Below are 18497 nucleotides of genomic sequence, written 5' to 3'. Positions count from 1 at the left end.
GAGGGCCGTCCGTCGCGTCGGGTCAATATCCGGCGCGGCGGAAACTCGGGCGAACGTGCGGGCGTGCCGCGCGCGCCGTCCACCCTCACGCACTCCGGTAATCGATGCACCCGACGAATCGACGCGACTCGTCGGATCGACCGGCGGCCCGGGGCGCAAGCTCCGGGCCGCTGCGTTTTCGCGCCCGCGCTCGGCGAATAGGCCCGCGCCACATCGACGCGCATGACGATGGGTGATGCGCGCAGCCGCGATACCGAAACCCGCCGCGAGACGATGCCGGCGCCGGGGCGCGATCGATGTCCCAGAGCTTCAGGTCGCCGCGATCGCGACGGCCTCGTCCGCCAGTTCGTGCACGCGATAGGCGCCGCCCGTCTCGCGCTTGGCGTCGTACATCGCGGCATCCGCCGCCTGCACCAGGCGCGCGGCGGCGAACGGCCCGGCGCGCTGCACCGCGATGCCGATGCTGCCGTGCATCCTCAGCCGCGCGGTGCCCACGTCGATCGGCTCGGCCATCGACGCCTGGACCGTACGCGCGGCGCGTTCGGCGAGCGTCCGTGCGTCGTGCGGATCGGTCAGCAGTGCGACGAACTCGTCGCCCGCCAGGCGCGCGACCACGCCGTCACCCATCGCCGCCCGCAGGCGCTGCGCGAAGACACGCAGCACCGTGTCGCCGGCCTCGTGGCCGTGCACGTCGTTGACCTGCTTGAAGCCGTCGAGGTCGAGGAACAGCACGGCCACGCCCGCGCCGGTCGCGCCCGCCACGCCGAGACCCGCGTCCAGCGCACGCATCCACCCGGCGCGATTGGGCAGGCCCGTGAGTTCGTCGGCGAGCGCGCGCGCCTCCATGACGTCGGCGAGGCGCCGGTGCGCGGTGACGTCGTGCGCGGCGATGAAGAAGCCGCAGGCGCCGGTGCCGGCGTCGGACGCGGCATCGGGCACGTAGGTCACGTGCTCGTAGCGCATGCTGCCGTCGGCGGCGCGCGTCTGCCGGTCGAAGCTCACCCGCTCGCCCGCGAGCACGCGCTGGAGATACGGCTCGGCCTCGGGGAACTGCTCGGCGCCGAGCATCTCGCGCATGTGCAGGCCGGCCGCGTCGCCGCGATGCCCGAACCACGCGCGGTAGGCCTCGTTGGCGAAGCGGTAGCGCAGGTCCGGCCCGACGTAGGCGATCATCGCGGGCACGTTGTCGGTGATCGTGCGAACGCGGTTCTCGCTGTCGCGGAGCTGCTGCTCGGCGGCCACGCGATCGGAGATGTCGTGCAGGAAGGCGGTGAACAGCCGCCGCGTTCCGAGCGTCACGAGGCTGATCGTGAGCTCGACGGGAAACTCGCGCCCGTTGCGATGGCGCGCCGGCAGCTGCAGGCGCTGGTCGAGCACGCGCGAGGCGACGCTGCCCGTGATGAAGCGCGCCATGCCGCGCTCATGCGCCTCGCGCAGCGCGGGCGGGATGATCAGCTCGCTCATCGAGCGACCGAGCGCCTCGCTGCGGCGCCAGCCGAAGATCGCTTCGGCCGCGCGGTTCCACTCCACGACGCGCCCCGCCTCGTCGCTCGCGACGAAGGCATCGTGCGAGTTCTCCAGGATGCTGCGCATGCGCAGCTCGTTGTCGCGCAGCGCGATCTCGATCTCCCGGCGCTGCTCGACCTCGACGGCGAGCGTGCGGTTGGCCTGCGCGAGCGCCTGCGTGCGCTCGGCCACGCGCGTCTCCAGCATCGAGTGCGCGGCGCGCAGCGAGAGCTCGGCCTGCACGGTGTCGACGATGTCCTCGACGACCGAGATGAAGTGCAGCGGCGTGCCGTCGTCCGCGCGGCGCAGCGAGACGGTGAGCTGCGCCCACACGTCGTGGCCGTCGGGACGCAGGTAGCGCTTGCGCATCTCGTAACGCTGGATGCGCCCGGCCAGCAGGTCGTCGAGGCGGTCCAGATCGCTTTCGAGGTCGTCCGGGTGCGTGATGTCCTGGAAGGTCAGGCTCATCAGCGTGGCGGCGTCGCGCCCGAGCAGGCGGCAGAGCGTGTCGTTGACGCGCAGCCAGCGGCCGTCGATCCCGACGTGGGCGATGCCCACCGGGGCCTGCTCGAACGTCGCGCGGAACAGCGCCTCGCGCTCGGCGGATTCGGCCTCCGCGGCGACGCGCGCGGTGATGTCCTGCGCGAAGGCGAGGATCGACAGCAGCCGGCCCTCGTCGTCGAACACCGCCGACATGAACCACTCGCAGTGCACGGTGGCGCCATCGCGCGTGTGGTTGCGGTTGCGGATGACCTGGCTCGGCGTTTCGCCGGTCACCAGCGAGAGCATGGCGGTGGCGACGTTGTCGGCATCGGCCTCGTGGATGAAGCGCCACTGGTCGGGGCGATCGCCGACGACCTGTTCCTCCGGCCAGCCGAACAGTGCCTCGGCGCGCGTCGACCAGCGCCGCACGCGCAGGCGCTCGTCGAATTCGACGACCGCGAGCGGGGTGTTGTTGACGTGCACGCCGAGCCGCTGCTCCGCCTCGTCGAGCGCCTGCCGGCGGCGCTGCATCTCCGCCTCGAAGATCAGCAGCGCCTGCTGCTGCTCCGTCACGTCGCGCGCGGTGCAGTACAGGCGGCCGTCGTCGCCACGGCGCGAATGCCATTCCAGCCAGCGGTAGTGCCCGCCGCGGCTGCGGTAGCGGTTGCGGAAGCGCGGCGTCGGCTGGCCGTCGAACGCCGCCTGCTGCTCGGCGAGCGTGCGCGTGCGGTCGTCGGGATGCACGAAGTCGAGGAGGGGCCGCTCGGCCATGTCCGACGACGTCCAGCCCAGCAGTGCCGTCCAGGCGGCATTGACCCGCAGCAGCCGGCCGTCGGGCGCGGCGATCGCGAGCGGGTCGGCGCTCAGGTCGAAGAAGGCGTCGCGCTCCTCGCGCATGCGGTGCTCGGCGGTGACGTCCGTCAGGCTCGCGCAGAGGTAGGCCGGCCCGCTGCCGCCGCGGCCGCGCACCACGGAGGCGTCCAGCCGGAGCCGGGTGCGGCTGCCGTCGAGCCGCGGGATCCGCAGCTCCAGGCCGAACGCCGGAATCCCGTCGCGCAGCACCTGCTCGATGCGGTCGACCAGTCCGAGCGCATCGGCCAGCTCGCAGTCGGCCTGCAGCGGCCGACCGACGAGACTCGTGCGCGGGCGGCCGAACAGCCGCGCCGCCGCCGCGTTGAGCTCGAGCCAGCGGCCGTCGAAGCCGATCAGCGCGAGCGCCGCGCTGCTGCGGCGGAAGGCATCGTCGATCGACCAGGCGACGGGTGCCGGGGCGTTCGACGGGATCGGGCTCGCGGGCAGGCTCATGCGCGCGACCATGCAAGCGATGTACCCGGGACTGCCTCTGCTGGGGGCTGAACGCCTTCCACCCCGCCTTCACGGCCACGCGCCAGAGAAATCAATGACTTGCGCGATTCCGTTAGAGCCGTGTGAATGAGTCGTGCACATTCCCGCCGATAGACTCGCGCGTCCATGCCCGTGGGGTCGGGCCTTGCGAGAAATTCCGTGACCGAAGCCACCGTGCGGCGCAGCCGTTCCGCCGCCAAGAATGCAGCCCGCCCGCCCGTTTTCGAGGACCCGCTCCACGAACTGCTCGCCGCGATGGCGGCGGTGCAGGGCGGCGATTTCGACGTCAACGTGCCGCGCCACTGGGACGGCATCGCCGGCCGCCTGGCCGAGGCGTTCAACGAGATCGTGGCGCAGAACCGCGAGCTCGCCCGCGAGCTCGCCCGCGTCGGGCAGACCGTCGGCCGCGAGGGCCAGACGCGCCAGCGCGTGACGCCGGCCGCGCGCCGCGGCCAGTGGGCCGACATGGAGCGCTCGGTCAATGAGCTGATCGACGACCTCGTGCGGCCGGTCGAGACGATGACCGAGGCCATCGCGGGTGTCGCCAAGGGCGACCTCACCCGCCAGGTGCCACTCGATGCCGACGGCCGCCCGCTGCAGGGCGAGTTCCTGCGCTCGGCGACGATCGTCAACCGCATGATCGAGCAGATGGGCGAGTTCTCGTCCGAGGTCACGCGCGTGGCGCTCGAGGTCGGCACCGCCGGCGTGCTCGGCGGCCAGGCGAAGGTGGTCGGCGTCTCCGGCGTCTGGAAGGACCTCACGGACTCCGTGAACCAGATGGCGTCGAACCTCACGGCGCAGGTCCGCAACATCGCCGAGGTGACCATCGCCGTGGCGAACGGCGACCTCTCGCGCAAGATCACCGTGGACGTGCGCGGCGAGATCCTGCAGCTCAAGGAAGCCATCAACACGATGGTGGACCAGCTGCGCGGCTTCGCCTCGGAAGTGACGCGCGTGGCGCGCGAGGTCGGCACCGAGGGCAAGCTCGGCGGCCAGGCGATCGTGCCGGGCGTGGCCGGCACGTGGAAGGACCTCACCGACTCGGTGAACGCGATGGCGTCGAACCTGACGAGTCAGGTGCGCAACATCGCCGAGGTGACCACCGCGGTGGCGAAGGGCGACCTCTCGCGCAAGATCACCGTCGACGTGCGCGGCGAGATCCTCGAGCTCAAGAACACCATCAACACGATGGTGGACCAGCTCAACGGCTTCGCCGCGGAAGTGACGCGCGTGGCCCGAGAAGTCGGTACCGAAGGCAAGCTCGGTGGCCAGGCCGACGTGCCGGGCGTCGCCGGTACGTGGAAGGACCTCACGGACAACGTGAACCTGATGGCGTCGAACCTGACGCTGCAGGTGCGCAACATCGCCGACGTGACCACCGCGGTGGCGAAGGGCGACCTCTCGCGCAAGATCACCGTGGACGTGCGCGGCGAGATCCTGCAGCTGAAGGAGACCATCAACACGATGGTCGATCAGCTCAACGGCTTCGCGGCGGAAGTGACGCGCGTGGCGCGCGAGGTCGGCACCGAAGGCCGCCTCGGCGGCCAGGCGGTCGTGCCGGGCGTGGCGGGTACGTGGGGCGATCTCACCGAGTCCGTGAATGCGATGGCCTCGAACCTGACGGGTCAGGTACGAAACATCGCGGAAGTGACGACGGCCGTGGCGCGAGGCGACCTCTCGCGCAAGATCACGGTGGACGTGAAGGGCGAGATCCGCGAGCTCAAGGACACCATCAACACGATGGTGGACCAGCTCAACGGCTTCGCCGCGGAAGTGACGCGCGTGGCGCGCGAGGTGGGTACCGAAGGCCGCCTCGGCGGCCAGGCGCAGGTACCGGGCGTGGCGGGCACATGGAAGGACCTCACCGACTCGGTGAACTCCATGGCCTCCAACCTCACCGCGCAGGTGCGAAACATCGCCGAAGTCACCACCGCGGTGGCGAAGGGCGACCTCTCGCGCAAGATCGCGGTGGACGTGAAGGGCGAGATCCTCGAGCTCAAGGTCACCATCAACACGATGGTCGACCAGCTCAACGGCTTCGCCGCGGAAGTGACGCGCGTGGCGCGCGAGGTCGGTACCGAGGGCAAGCTCGGCGGCCAGGCCTCGGTGCCCGGCGTCGCCGGCACGTGGAAGGACCTCACCGACAACGTCAACTCGATGGCGTCGAACCTCACCACGCAGGTGCGAAACATCGCCGAAGTGGCGACGGCCGTGGCGCGAGGCGACCTCTCGAAGAAGATCGAGGTCGATGCGAAGGGCGAGATCCTGCAGCTGAAGAACACCCTCAACGTGATGGTGGACCAGCTCAACGGCTTCGCCGCGGAAGTCACGCGCGTGGCGCGCGAGGTCGGCACCGAGGGCAAGCTCGGCGGCCAGGCCTCGGTGCCGGGCGTCGCCGGTACGTGGAAGGACCTCACCGACAACGTCAACTGGATGGCGGCCAACCTCACCACGCAGGTGCGCGGCATCGCGAAGGTCGTGACGGCGGTCGCGAACGGCGACCTGCGCCAGAAGCTCACCGTGGAGGCGAAGGGCGAGATCGCCGAGCTCGCCGACACGATCAACTCGATGACCGACACCCTCGCGATCTTCGCCGACCAGGTGTCGACGGTGGCGCGCGAGGTCGGCGTCGAAGGCCGCCTCGGCGGCCAGGCGAACGTGCCGGGCACCGCGGGCGCGTGGAAGGACCTTACCGCGAACGTCAACGAGCTCGCGGCGAACCTCACCACGCAGGTCCGCGCGATCGCCGAAGTGGCGACCGCGGTGACGCAGAACGACCTCACGCGCTCGGTCACGGTCGACGCGCGCGGCGAGGTCGCGGACCTGCGCGACAACATCAACGTGATGATCTCCACGCTGCGCGCGACCACCGAGTCGAACCGCGAGCAGGACTGGCTCAAGACCAACCTCGCCGCGTTCGGCGCGATGATGCAGGGCCAGCGCGACATCGTGACGCTCGGCCAGCAGCTGCTCAGCGAGCTCGCGCCGCTGGTCAATGCGCAGCAGGGCCTGATGTACGTCGTCGAGGCCGACGAGGACGTCGGCCATCGTCGCCTGCGCCAGCTCGCCGGCTATGCCGACGCGCCGGTCGCGCCGCTCAACCATACGCTCGAGCTCGGCGACGGCCTGATCGGCCAGTGCGCCGCCGAAGGGCGCATGATCCTGCTCGAGGACATCCCGGGCGAGCTCGTGCAGGTGCGCTCGGGCCTGCTCAGCGTGAGCCCGCGCAACGTGATCGTGCTGCCCGTGCTGTTCGAGGACGAGGTCAAGGCGGTCATCGAGCTCGCCTCGGTGCACGCCTTCAACGAGGTACACCGCACCTTCCTCGGCCAGCTCAGCGGCTCGATCGGCATCGTGCTCAACACGATCGAGGCCGGCATGCGCACCGAGGGCCTGCTCAAGCAGTCCCAGCAGCTCGCCGCCGAGCTGCAGTCGCAGCAGACCGAGCTGCAGCAGACCAACGAGGAAATCGCGCTCAAGGCCGCGCTGCTCGCCGAGCAGAAGGCCGAGGTCGAGACCAAGAACCAGCAGATCGAGCAGGCCCGCCGCGAGCTCGAGGCCAAGGCCGCGGAGCTCGCGCTCACCTCGCGCTACAAGTCCGAGTTCCTCGCGAACATGTCGCACGAGCTGCGCACGCCGCTCAACTCGATCCTGATCCTCGGCCAGCAGCTCGCCGAGAACCCGGAGACCAACCTCACCCCGCGCCAGGTCGAGTTCGCCAAGACCATCCACGCCGCCGGCACCGACCTGCTCAACCTGATCTCCGACATCCTGGATCTTTCCAAGATCGAGTCGGGCACGGTCACGATCGAGACCGAGGACATCACCTTCGCGCACCTGCGCGAGAACATGGAGCGCGGCTTCCGCCACGAGGCCGAGCGCCGCGGCCTCGACTTCTCCGTCGACTTCCCCGCCGAGCTCGGGCGGTCGCTCACCACCGACCCGAAGCGCCTGCAGCAGATCCTCAAGAACCTGCTGTCGAACGCGATGAAGTTCACCGAGCACGGATCGGTCCGCATGGCCGGCCGCGTCGTGCGCGGCGGCTGGACCGAAGGCCACAAGGTGCTCGACACCTCGCCGACCGTGATCGCGATCGACGTCACCGACACCGGCATCGGCATTTCGGCCGACAAGCAGCGCATCGTCTTCGAAGCCTTCCAGCAGGCCGACGCCGGCACCTCGCGCAAGTACGGCGGCACGGGCCTGGGCCTGGCGATCTCGCGCGAGATCGCGGGCCTGCTCGGCGGCGAGCTCACGCTCTCCAGCCAGCCGGGCAAGGGCTCGACGTTCACGCTCTACCTGCCGCTGCGCTACACCCAGCCGGAAGTCGCCGAGTCGCCGCGCCCGCGGCCCGGCCTGTCCAATGCGATGGCGCTCGCCGCGGCCGACGCGGAGACCGAGGCGATGGCCCTGCCCACGCCCGAGGCGGTCAGCGACGACCGCGAGCGGCTGGACACCGAGCGGCCGACGCTGCTGGTCGTCGAGGACGATCCGCGCTACGCCGCGGTGATGCGCGACCTCGCGCGCTCGCGCGGCTTCAACGTGCTGGTCGCCAATCGCGGCGCCGACGCGCTGAAGCTGGTGCGCGAGTACAGCCCGAACGCGATCAGTCTCGACATCTTCCTGCCCGACATGCTCGGCTGGACGGTGCTCGCCCGCCTCAAGCAGGACGCCAACACGCGCCACATCCCGGTGCAGATCGTCACCGTCGAGGAAGACCGCCACCACTCGCTCGAGCGCGGCGCCTTCAGCTACGTCGCCAAGCCGTCGAGCTCCGACGCGATCGGCTCGGCGCTCGACCGCATGCGCGAGTACGCGCGCCCGCGGGTCAAGAAGCTGCTGGTCGTCGAGGACGACGCCGCCGAGCGCATGTCGATCGAGGCGCTGATCCAGCACGACGACCTCTCGATCGACAGCGTGGGCACGGGCGCCGAAGCGCTCGAGCACCTGCGCCGCGGCGGCTACGAGTGCGTCGTGCTCGACCTGCGCCTGCCCGACATGACGGGCTTCGAGTTGCTCGACGCGCTCCAGGCCGAGGAGCCGCTGCGTGACATCCCGGTGGTGGTCTTCACCGGCAAGGAGCTCTCGCACGAGGAGGACGCGCGCCTCAAGCGCGCGGCCAAGTCGGTCGTGATCAAGGGCGTGGAATCACCCGAGCGCCTGCTCGACGAGACCGCGCTGCTGCTGCACCGCGTGATCGCCGACCTGCCCGAGCACAAGCAGAAGATGGTCAAGCGCCTCACCGAGTCGGACGAGGTGCTGCAGGCCAAGCGCGTGCTGGTCGTCGACGACGACATGCGCAACATCTTCGCGCTCTCGATCGTGCTCGAGCGCCACGGCATGGAGGTCATCACCGCGAACAACGGCCGCGAGGCGGTGCAGAAGGTGACGGTCGACCACGACATCGACATCATCCTGATGGACATCATGATGCCGGGCATGGATGGCTACGACACCATGCGCGCGATCCGCAAGGACCCGGACGCGCGCGCCATCCCGATCGTCGCGCTGACCGCCAAGGCGATGAAGGGTGACCGCGAGAAGTGCCTGGAGGCCGGTGCCTCCGACTACCTCGCCAAGCCGGTCGTCACCGACCAGCTCCTCGGAGTCCTGCGCCAGTGGCTGCATCGCTGAACACGCCCGTGCCCGATACGGCCGCGGCGCCGCCGCAGGCCGCGCACGAGCCGGTGACGATCCTGCTGGTCGACGACCAGCCGGGCCGCCTGCTGTCGTACCGCGCGATCCTCGAGCCGCTCGGCGAGAACCTCGTCGAGGCGACCTCGGGCATCGAGGCGCTCAGGTTCCTGATGGAGCACGAGGCCGCGCTGATCCTGCTCGACGTCAACATGCCCGGCATGGACGGTTTCGAGACCGCGAGCCTGATCCACCAGCACCCGCGCTTCGAGAAGACGCCGATCATCTTCGTCACCGCGGTCAACGTCTCCGACCTCGACCGCCTGCGCGGCTACAAGCTCGGCGCGGTCGACTACGTGATGGTCCCGGTGATCCCCGAGATCATGCGCAGCAAGGTCTCGGTGCTGGTCGAGCTCTACCGCAAGCGTCGCGAGCTGCAGGTCGCCAACGAGCAGCTGGCGAAGTCGAACGAGGACCTGCGCGTCGAGAAGGCGCGCGAGCTCGAGGCGCTCAACGAGTCGCTACGCGCGGCGAACGTCGCGCTCGCCCAGCGCAACATCGAGCTGCAGGCGCAGATGGCCGAGCGCGAGCGGGTGCAGGCGCGCCTGCTCGAGCACGACCGGCGCAAGGACCAGTTCCTCGCCACGCTCGCGCACGAGTTGCGCAATCCGCTCGCCGCGCTCGGCAATGCGGTGAACGTGATGAAGCTCGGCGGGCCGGTGGGCCCGGCCCTGCAGGACGCGATGGACCGCCAGCTCGGCCTGCTGGTGCGGCTGATCGACGATCTGCTCGACATCGCGCGCATCAGCCAGGACAAGCTCACCCTGCGGCAGACGCCCACGACGCTCGAGGCCGTGCTGCGCGCGGCCGTGGAGAGCGTGGAGCCCTTGCTGCGCGAGGCCGGGCATTCGCTCGAGCTGCACCTGCCGCTCGAGGACGTGCCGCTGCGCGCCGATCCCGAGCGCCTGTCGCAGGTCTTCGGCAACCTCATCAGCAATGCCGCGAAGTATTCCGACCCCGCGCAGCCGATCCGTGTCGAGGCGGTGCGCGACGGTGATCGCATCGCGGTGCACGTGCAGGACCAGGGCATCGGCCTGGCGCCCGAGCAGGTCGAGGCGATCTTCGAGCCGTTCGCGCAGGTCGACACCTCGATCGAGCGCGCACGCGGCGGCCTCGGCATCGGCCTCACGCTGGTGCGGAGGCTCGTGGAGATGCACGGCGGTGAAGTCGCCGCGGCCAGCGACGGCCTCGGCCGCGGCAGCCGCTTCAGCGTGCGCCTGCCGCTCGGCGCGGCCGGTGCCGTCGCGGTCGTCGACGACGCGCCGATCGCTGCCGCGCAGCCGCGCCGGATCCTGGTGGTCGACGACAACTGCGACTCGGCCGACACGCTGGCGATGATGCTCGAGATGCTCGGCCACGAGGCGCAACGCATCTACGACCCGCGCATGGCGGAAAAAGCGGTCGAGGACTTCGCACCCGACGTGGTCCTCCTCGACATCGGCATGCCCGGCCTCAGCGGCTACGACGTGGCGCGCCAGTTGCGCGAGTCGCGCTTCGGCGCCGGGCTCACGCTGGTCGCGGTGACCGGCTGGGGCCAGCCCGAGGACCGCCGCCGCACCGCCGAGGCCGGCTTCGACCACCACCTCGTCAAACCCCCGGAGATCGACGCCATCTGTCGCCTGCTCGCCGCGCTGCCGGCCTACCGCATGGAGGCGCGATGAACGACCGCCCGTTGTTCGAACGCCTGGTGCACGACCTCAAGGGGCCGCTGTCGCCGCTGCAGACCGCGGCCTACCTGCTGCGCCGCCCGGAGTTGCCGGAGGAGCGCCGCATCGAACTCGCCGAGACGATCGAGCGGCAGTCGCGCCGCATGGCGGGCATGATCGAGGAACTCGGCGACTGGGCGCGTGCGCAGGAGGGCCGGCTGATCAGCCGGCGGCGCCCCGCCGACATCGCCTTCGTGATCGACATGGCCATCGGCACCGTGCCCGGCTGCATGACGGTGTCGGACGTCGGCCCCGAGGTGCACGGCGCGCAGGTCGACGGCGACGAGAACCGCCTCGCGCAGGCGATCGCCGCGCTGCTCGCCTTCGCCCAGTGGCGCGACGGGGCGCCGCCCGAGCTGCACGCCTGGCGCGAGGGCAGCCGCGCGATCGTCGAGGTGGCCGACCGCGGTCCGGCCCTCGACACCGCCGCACTGCTCACCTCGCCGCTGCCGGAGCCGTACGACCTCGGCCTCGGCCTGCGCCTGATGGTGGCCGACGCGATCGTCCGCGCGCACGGCGGCACGCTGGTCGCGCACGCGCTCGACCCGGGGCTCGCCTTCCGCATGGAGCTGCCGCTCACGGCCTGATCGGCGCGATGGCATGCACTACGATGGTGCAATGCCGAGCGCGCCGCCCGATGCCGACCACCTCGCCACGCCGCTCGCCTGGGCCGACGCGGCGGGTCGTCTCGCCGGCTGCAACCTGGCGTTCGCGCGCTGGCTCGGCGTCGGCGCGCGCCGGCTCGCCGGCCTGCCGCTCGCCGCGCTCGCCGCCGAGGGTGGCCTCGACGCGGCGCTCGCCCGGCCCGCGGCACCCACCGATGCACCGCTGCGCCTGCGCCGCCTGAGCCTGCGCCACCCCGACGGTGCCGAGCGCTTCTGCGACGGCTGGCTCAGCCGGCAGCCCGACGGCTGGCTGCTGGAGGCGCATCCGGTCGACGAATTCCCCGACGACGATCCCGCACGCCTGCCGTCCGCGCTCACCGCCGCGCTGCGCGGGCTCGCCCACGAGCTGCGCAACCCGCTCGCCGGACTCAAGGGTGCCGCGCAACTGCTCGGGCGCCGGCTCGATCCGCGCGATGCCGATGCGCAGGCGCTCACCGCGCTCATCGACGCCGAGACCACGCGCCTGGGCGACCTGCTCGAGCGCCTGCTGAGCCCCGCGCCCGCGCGCCCGCATGCGCCCGTCAACATCCACGCCGTGCTCGAGCGCGTGCTGCGCCTGGCCGAGGCCGATGCCGGCTGGGCGGTGCGGCTGGTGCGCGACTACGACCCGAGCCTGCCCGACATCGACGGGGATGCCGACCGCCTCACGCAGGCGGCGTGGAACCTCGTGCGCAATGCAATCGAGGCCGGCGCGTCGCAGGTGGTGCTGCGCACGCGCATCGAGCACGGCGCGCGCATCGGCGAGCAGCTGCTGCCGCGCGTGCTGCGCCTGGAGATCGCAGACGACGGCCGCGGCGTGCCGGCCGACCTCGCCGAACGCCTGTTCCTGCCCCTCGTGACCGGGCGCGCCGACGGTACCGGCCTCGGCCTCGCGCTCGCGCAGCAGGTCGCGCGCGAGCACCGCGGCGCGCTGAGCTACCGCTCGCGCCCAGGCCATACCGTCTTCACCCTGCTGTTGCCGTGGCCGGAGGCCGCCGATGCCTGACGCCCTGCTGTGGATCGTCGACGACGAGCCGGGCATCCGCCTGGTGCTCGCCACCGCGCTGCGCGATGCCGGCTGGCGCGTCGAGGCCTTCGGCGACGCCGCCGCCGCGCTCGCCTCGCTCGATGCGGGCGTCGTCGTGCCCGACCTGCTCTTCACCGACGTGCGCATGCCGGGCGAGGACGGGCTCGTGCTGCTCGGCCGCCTCAAGCAGCGCCATCCGCAGCTGCCCGTCGTGGTGATGAGCGCCTACACCGACGTCGCCAGCACGGCCGGCGCCTTCCGCGCGGGCGCGCACGAGTTCCTGTCCAAGCCCTTCGACCTCGACGAGGCGGTCGCGCTCGCCACGCGCGTGCTCGGCGCGGCGCAGCCGGCACCCGCGCCGGTCCTGCCGGCCGCGGCCCAGGATGACGCGCTGCTCGGCCAGTCCCCGGCGATGCGCGAGCTGTTCCGCGCGATCGGCCGCCTCGCGCAGGCGCCGCTGTCGGTGCTCGTCACCGGTGAGACGGGCACCGGCAAGGAGCTGGTCGCGCGCGCGCTGCACCGCGAGTCGCCGCGCGCGCAGCGGCCCTTCGTCGCGCTCAACACCGCGGCGATTCCCGCCGAGCTGCTGGAATCGGAACTGTTCGGCCACGAGGCCGGCGCCTTCACCGGTGCGACGCGCCGCCATGTCGGGCGCTTCGAGCAGGCCGACGGCGGCACGTTGTTCCTCGACGAGATCGGCGACATGCCGCTCGCGCTGCAGACGCGCCTGCTGCGCGTGCTGGCGCAGGGCGAATTCTTCCGCGTCGGCGGGCGCGAGCTAATCCGCGTCGACGTGCGCGTGCTCGCCGCGACCCACCAGGACCTCGAGGCGCGCGCACGTGCCGGCCAGTTCCGCGCCGACCTGCTGCACCGGCTCGACGTGGTTCGCCTGCGCCTGCCGCCGTTGCGCGAGCGTCGCGAGGACCTGCCATTGCTCGCGGCGCACTTCCTCGCACGTGCCGCGCGCCGCTTCGACGCCGCGCCCAAGCAGCTCGATCGCGATGCGCTCGCGCGGCTCGCCGCGCACGACTGGCCCGGCAACGTGCGCGAGCTGGAGAACCTGTGCTGGCGCCTTGCGGCGCTGGCGCCGGCCGAGCGCGTGACGCGCTCCGACATCGAGACCGCGCTGGGCCCGGTGTCGGGCGCCGACAGGTCCGCTGATCTCGCGACCCCCACGCCGCACGCGCGCGACGGCAGCGATGCATCGTCCCTGCGAGCACCCGACGGCCCGGACGCCTGGGACGTCGCGCTCGCCGACTGGGCCGCCCGCGCACTCGCCGCTGGCGAGCGCGACGTGCATGCACGGGCCCGCGAGCGCCTCGACCATGTGCTGCTCGAGGCCGCGCTCGCACGGACCGGCGGTCGCCGCACGCAGGCCGCCGCGCTGCTCGGCCTCGGCCGCAACACGGTGACCCGCAAGCTCGGCCCGGGCCGGCGCGGCACCTGACGCTTCATCGCCACCTGACCCGGACGCCGCTAGGCTGCGGCGTCCCCCGACCGAGGAGCCCCGCCATGAAGCTGCTGCCCGCCGCCTGCCTCGCCGTACTCGTCGCCGGCTGCGCGACCACCGCGCCCCCGGCGCGGCCCGTCGCCGTCGAACCCTCGCCGACCGCGCCTGCGCGCTCGGCCACGATCAACCTCGCGCCGGCCTCCGGCAGCCTCGTGAGCGGCAAGCTGACCGCGATGCCCATGAGCGGCGGCGTGCACTTCACGGGCGAGATCGGCGGGCTCACGCGCGGCGGCACGCATGCGATCCACGTCCACGAGAAGGGCGACTGCAGCGCGGCCGACGCCTCCAGCGCCGGCGGCCACTTCAATCCGAAGAACCAGCCGCACGGCCGGCCGGACGCCGGCACGCACCATGAAGGCGACATGCCCAACATCGTCGCCGACGCGAACGGCGTGGCGCGCGTGAACCTGCACGTGCAGGGCGTGACGCTCGGCGGCGCCGCGGCGGGCGACATCGCCGGCCGCGCGGTGGTCGTGCACGCGCAGGCCGACGACTACGCGACGCAGCCCGCGGGCAATTCCGGCGCGCGCGTCGCCTGCGGCGTGATCGCCGCGCACCGCTGATGCCCGGCACGCTGCGCATCCGCGAGGCGACGGCCGACGATGCCGAGCGCCTCGCGCAGTGGGCGCTCGCGATGGCCTGGGAGACCGAGCACCGCCGGCTCGATGCGGCCACGGTGCTCGAAGGCGTCACCCGCGGCATCGCCGACGCGTCGAAGGCGCGGTACTTCGTCGCGATGCACGAGGTCGGGGTCGCCGGGCGCGAGGTGATCGCGCAGGCCGTCGGCACGCTGATGCTCACGCGCGAATGGAGCGACTGGCGTTGCGGCGACTGGTGGTGGATCCAGAGCGTCTACGTCGATCCCGCGCATCGTCGCGGCGGCGTGTTCCGCGCGCTCTACGCACACGTCGAGAAGCTCGCGCGCGCGACGGACGACGTGATCGGGCTGCGGCTCTACGTCGAGCACGACAATGCGATCGCGCAGCGCACGTACGCCGCGCTCGGCATGACGGACGCGGGCTACCGGATCCTCGAGGCGCCGCTCGCCCGCGGCGACTGACGGCGTCGTCCGGCGCACCGGGGCGCGGCGCCACGTCGGCGTGTAGCGCAGTGCGATGACTGGGTCGTTCGACGGTTCGGCGACGCGCGCATCGCGCATGCATCGGCAGACCGTCCGATGTTGCACGGCGCCATGCGGTCCCGATCGACACGTGGAGTGCGCCGCGCGAACGCGGCCTGCCATGCATCCACGCAGCACGGCGACCGAGGGAAACGCCTCGCGCGGCTGAACTCCGCTCGAAGGGTCGAATGCGTGCTCCCTGCGCGAGCGCCGCGCAAATGACTGTGTGCTGCCGGCATTACGGCGGGCGACCCCAAGACACGACCAACGGCCGCTTCCACGCAGCCTCGTCGGCACGGACGACGGACACGGCCGCTGTTCTGCGGAGCGCGTCACGCGGGCGTGCGCGGGCCGCCACCATTCATGTGAAAAGCGCGTGACGCCTTTACCCTTTAGCCCTGCCTGACGCGGTCGATACCGGTTTCAAGCCCCGGCACGATCCGGGCTCCACCGATACACAGGCCCGTCGCCGCGCGCGGGCGCATCCGTTCCAGGAGCAGTTCCATGCAGGTGATGGGCGCCACCCTCCGCAAGATCACGCTGAAGGACGGCCTGACCGCCGCCGCGTTCAGCCTCGCGCTGACTGCCGGTCTCGCCTTCGCGTTCAAGCAGTCGGGCCGTGACGTGTGGGAAGCGACCGACGCGCTGATGCCGGTCTTCGTCGGCGGCCTCGCACAGGCCGCGGGCATCAATCCGGTACGCAGCCCGCTGCTGCTCGCGCTGGTCGCCGCGGGCGCCGGCGTGGTGATGTTCGTCGCCAAGCTCGCGATGGGCACGCTCTAAAGCGCCCCGCGTGTCGTTCGACGGCCGGCCTTCGGGTCGGCCGTTCGCGTTCAGGGGCCGGGAAATCCCGTGGCATGCCGCTGCCGCGTGCGATGCCGGCCTCGTTCGACGCCGCCGGGCCTCAGGCGAGCGCGGCGAGGCAGTCCGCGCCCGGGTCGCAGTGCACGAAGTTCACCGCCACGCCATGCGCCTGCAGCACCGCGGCGAGCTGGCGCTGGCGCGCCTGGAAGTGCGCATGCTGGCGCAGCGCCTGCTCGCGGTTCGCCTCGGCATCGCAGTCGAGGTCCTGCGCGTAGCGCGCCTGCCAGGCGCGCGGCGAGAACAGCGCGATGCGCGCCTCGCCGTCGCCGTAGCGGATCAGCGGCTCGGGCGGCGCATCCAGCCAGGCCTCGTCCTGCGGGGCGAGCAGCGCGGTCTCGATCACCGGCCACAGCGGCGCCAGCCCGGCGTGCTCGTACTGCAGGGACATCATCGCGGCGAGGTCGTGCACCGTGAGGTAGCGCGCATGCTCGACGTGCAGGTCGAACAGGTCCTGCGCGGCGAGCGCCGTCGCCGCGCCGGCCATGCCGGTCTCCAGCAGCACCTGCTCGAAGCGGTCGCCGACCGGCGCGACATCGGCGGGGTCGCCGCCGAGCACGAACGGCACCAGGCGCAGCGGACCGCCGACGAAGTCCGGCGATGGTGCGAGCGTGCCCGGCAGCCGGCCCTCGTGCGCACCGAACGCGATCACGCGCCCGCCGGCGCGTCCGGGTGCGCGTGCGGCGAGCGCGTCGAGCTCCTGGTGCACGGGCCAGCCGGGCCGCAGCAGCTCGACGGGGTCGTAGTGCATGCCCACGGTGACGAGGTCGAGCGCCGACGCACCGGGCGCGAAGCCCGCGAGGTCGGCGGCCATGCGCGCGGCGAGCTCGCCGACGCGGGCCTGCTCGAGCGGCGTCGGCGCGGCATCGAGCCCGCCGCGCAGCTCGAGCGCGAGCGCGCCGAGGACATGGACGGGGGCATCGGCGGCGGATCGTTCAGTCATCAGTACGGGGGCGTTTGGTCGGCCGGGGAGGCGGCGCTACACTCGGCCCGATTATGCCCGCGCGCCCTGCGCGGGCCGTGTCGTCGAGTCGAGGTCCCCCGCATGCGCCTGCTCCGCCCCGTCGCCGTCATCGGCGGCGTCCGCATCCCGTTCTGCCGCCAGAACACCGCCTATGCCGACGTCGGCAACCTCGGCCTGTCCGTGCGCACCCTCGGCGCGCTGGTCGAGAAATACGGCCTGCAGGGCCAGCGGCTGGGCGAGGTCGCGATGGGCGCGGTGATCAAGCATTCGTCGGACTGGAACCTCGGCCGCGAGGCGACGCTGTCGTCCGGCCTGTCGCCGCTCACGCCGGGCATCACGATGCAGCGCGCCTGCGGCACCTCGCTCGACACCATCGGCCACATCGCCAACAAGATCGCCCTGGGCCAGATCGACGCGGGCATCGGCGGCGGGTCCGACACCACCTCGGACGTGCCGATCGTCTACGGCGCGAAGCTGCGCGGGCGCCTGCTGAAGGCCGCGGCGGCGAAGACCCCGATGGACAAGCTGCGCACGCTCAGGGGCTTCTCGCCGCGCGAGCTGAAACCCGATTTCCCCGGCGTCGGCGAGCCGCGCACCGGCAAGAGCATGGGCCAGCACTGCGAGGACATGGCCAAGGAATGGGGCATCGTGCGCGAGGACCAGGACGCGCTCGCCTTCGCCTCGCACCAGAAGCTCGCCGCCGCCTACGACCGCGGTTTCATGGCCGACCTCGTCGCGCCGTTCCGCGGCGTGTCGCGCGACAACATCCTGCGCCCGGAGACGACCCTCGCGAAGCTCGCCACGCTCAAGCCCGCGTTCGACCGCCACAGCGGGCGCGGCACGCTCACCGCGGGCAATTCGACGCCGCTCACCGATGGCGCCGCGGCCTGCCTGCTCAGCAGCAACGAATGGGCCGACCAGCGCGGCCTCGCGCCGCTCGCATGGATCCGCGACGTGCACGTGGCGGCGGTCGACTTCGTCGCCGGCGAGGGCCTGCTGATGGCGCCGGCGGTCGCGGTCGCCGAGATGCTCCAGCGCAATGGCCTGGCGCTGCAGGACTTCGACTTCTACGAGCTGCACGAGGCCTTCGCCGCGCAGGTGCTGTGCACACTCCGGGCGTGGGAGAGCGAGGCCTACTGCCGCACGCGCCTCGGGCTGGAGCGCGCGCTCGGGCCGATCGATCCCGCGAGGATCAATCCGAACGGCTCCTCGCTCGCGACAGGCCATCCTTTCGCCGCGACCGGCGCGCGCATCGTCGCCACTGCCGCGAAGGAACTCGCCGCGCGCGGGCGCGGGCGCTGCCTGATCTCGATCTGCACCGCGGGCGGCATGGGCGTGGTGGCGATCCTCGAGCGCTGAGATCCCGTACTACGCGGCTTTGCGCCGTGTATCCGCGGGGTCGCGGCGATGGATACGGGGCGACCGCAGCGAATCCGACCTGCCGATCACGTTCGCGCAACAGGCCAGCAGAACTCGCGGGTGAGGCGGCTCCGCATCGGGCTCGCGGGCGGCCCGCGTCGCCGGGTGCCTTGCCCGGTGGTCGCGGAGGTCTCGCCCCTCAGCACAGCAGGCGGCATGGGCGCGGTGGCAATCCTCGTCTGACATCGAACATCGGGCCAGAACCTGCGCATCGCGCAC

General features: G+C 72.0%; 11 protein-coding genes. 9 read left to right on the top strand and 2 right to left on the bottom strand.

Translation table 11 applies throughout. The features are described from left to right. Nucleotides 1-309: 309 nt before the first annotated feature. The gene (locus ACYVJJ_RS02545) at nucleotides 310-3294 is read right to left on the bottom strand and encodes a sensor domain-containing protein (protein WP_460830837.1); all 2985 of its coding nucleotides are present in this window, start codon (nucleotides 3292-3294) and stop codon (nucleotides 310-312) included. Between the two features lie 198 nt (nucleotides 3295-3492). Here ACYVJJ_RS02545 and ACYVJJ_RS02540 point away from each other — a divergent pair, with 198 nt between their 5' ends. From ACYVJJ_RS02540 to ACYVJJ_RS02505, 8 genes are all read left to right on the top strand, one after another. After that, nucleotides 3493-8967 carry a HAMP domain-containing protein gene (locus ACYVJJ_RS02540; RefSeq protein WP_460830836.1) on the top strand — a complete coding sequence of 1825 codons (5475 nt, stop codon included), beginning with the start codon at nucleotides 3493-3495 and terminating at the stop codon, nucleotides 8965-8967. Beyond that, the gene (locus ACYVJJ_RS02535; RefSeq protein WP_460830835.1) at nucleotides 8952-10688 is read left to right on the top strand and encodes a response regulator; all 1737 of its coding nucleotides are present in this window, start codon (nucleotides 8952-8954) and stop codon (nucleotides 10686-10688) included. The genes ACYVJJ_RS02540 and ACYVJJ_RS02535 overlap by 16 nt, the downstream gene beginning before the upstream one ends. Then, nucleotides 10685-11320, top strand: coding sequence for a sensor histidine kinase (locus ACYVJJ_RS02530; RefSeq protein ID WP_460830834.1), 636 nt, complete (start codon nucleotides 10685-10687; stop codon nucleotides 11318-11320). Before ACYVJJ_RS02535 ends, ACYVJJ_RS02530 begins: the two co-directional genes overlap by 4 nt. A 31-nt stretch (nucleotides 11321-11351) precedes the next feature. Beyond that, entirely contained in the window at nucleotides 11352-12383 is a 1032-nt protein-coding gene (locus ACYVJJ_RS02525; protein WP_460830832.1) for a two-component system sensor histidine kinase NtrB, read from the top strand. Continuing rightward, nucleotides 12376-13851, top strand: coding sequence for a nitrogen regulation protein NR(I) (ntrC, locus tag ACYVJJ_RS02520; protein WP_460830831.1), 1476 nt, complete (start codon nucleotides 12376-12378; stop codon nucleotides 13849-13851). Before ACYVJJ_RS02525 ends, ntrC begins: the two co-directional genes overlap by 8 nt. A gap of 65 nt (nucleotides 13852-13916) precedes the next feature. Continuing rightward, complete coding sequence (locus tag ACYVJJ_RS02515; RefSeq protein ID WP_460830830.1) at nucleotides 13917-14477, top strand: superoxide dismutase family protein; 561 nt, start codon at nucleotides 13917-13919, stop codon at nucleotides 14475-14477. Beyond that, on the top strand, nucleotides 14477-14974 hold the full coding sequence (locus tag ACYVJJ_RS02510; protein ID WP_460830828.1) for a GNAT family N-acetyltransferase: 498 nt from the start codon (nucleotides 14477-14479) through the stop codon (nucleotides 14972-14974). Before ACYVJJ_RS02515 ends, ACYVJJ_RS02510 begins: the two co-directional genes overlap by 1 nt. A 564-nt stretch (nucleotides 14975-15538) precedes the next feature. After that, nucleotides 15539-15817, top strand: coding sequence for a hypothetical protein (locus tag ACYVJJ_RS02505; protein ID WP_460830827.1), 279 nt, complete (start codon nucleotides 15539-15541; stop codon nucleotides 15815-15817). Nucleotides 15818-15938: 121 nt separating this feature from the next. Here ACYVJJ_RS02505 and ACYVJJ_RS02500 read toward each other — a convergent pair whose 3' ends face one another. Next, the gene (locus ACYVJJ_RS02500; RefSeq protein WP_460830825.1) at nucleotides 15939-16838 is read right to left on the bottom strand and encodes a hypothetical protein; all 900 of its coding nucleotides are present in this window, start codon (nucleotides 16836-16838) and stop codon (nucleotides 15939-15941) included. A gap of 102 nt (nucleotides 16839-16940) precedes the next feature. On the opposite strand from ACYVJJ_RS02500, the gene ACYVJJ_RS02495 reads away from it, so the two are divergent. Continuing rightward, a complete protein-coding gene (locus ACYVJJ_RS02495) occupies nucleotides 16941-18218 on the top strand; it encodes an acetyl-CoA C-acetyltransferase (protein ID WP_460830824.1) in 1278 nt (425 codons plus the stop codon). Nucleotides 18219-18497: the final 279 nt, after the last annotated feature.

This window comes from Lysobacter humi (ex Lee et al. 2017) (assembly GCF_054781815.1).
This window is presented reverse-complemented; position numbering and strand designations above follow the sequence as displayed.

Coding starts and splice junctions, on each gene's coding strand:
- ACYVJJ_RS02510 (WP_460830828.1), top strand. CDS start 14,477: ATGCCCGGCACGCTGCGCATCCGCGAGGCGACGGCCGACGATGCCGAG.
- ACYVJJ_RS02505 (WP_460830827.1), top strand. CDS start 15,539: ATGCAGGTGATGGGCGCCACCCTCCGCAAGATCACGCTGAAGGACGGC.
- ACYVJJ_RS02500 (WP_460830825.1), bottom strand. CDS start 16,838: ATGACTGAACGATCCGCCGCCGATGCCCCCGTCCATGTCCTCGGCGCG.
- ntrC (WP_460830831.1), top strand. CDS start 12,376: ATGCCTGACGCCCTGCTGTGGATCGTCGACGACGAGCCGGGCATCCGC.
- ACYVJJ_RS02530 (WP_460830834.1), top strand. CDS start 10,685: ATGAACGACCGCCCGTTGTTCGAACGCCTGGTGCACGACCTCAAGGGG.
- ACYVJJ_RS02525 (WP_460830832.1), top strand. CDS start 11,352: ATGCCGAGCGCGCCGCCCGATGCCGACCACCTCGCCACGCCGCTCGCC.
- ACYVJJ_RS02545 (WP_460830837.1), bottom strand. CDS start 3,294: ATGAGCCTGCCCGCGAGCCCGATCCCGTCGAACGCCCCGGCACCCGTC.
- ACYVJJ_RS02515 (WP_460830830.1), top strand. CDS start 13,917: ATGAAGCTGCTGCCCGCCGCCTGCCTCGCCGTACTCGTCGCCGGCTGC.
- ACYVJJ_RS02495 (WP_460830824.1), top strand. CDS start 16,941: ATGCGCCTGCTCCGCCCCGTCGCCGTCATCGGCGGCGTCCGCATCCCG.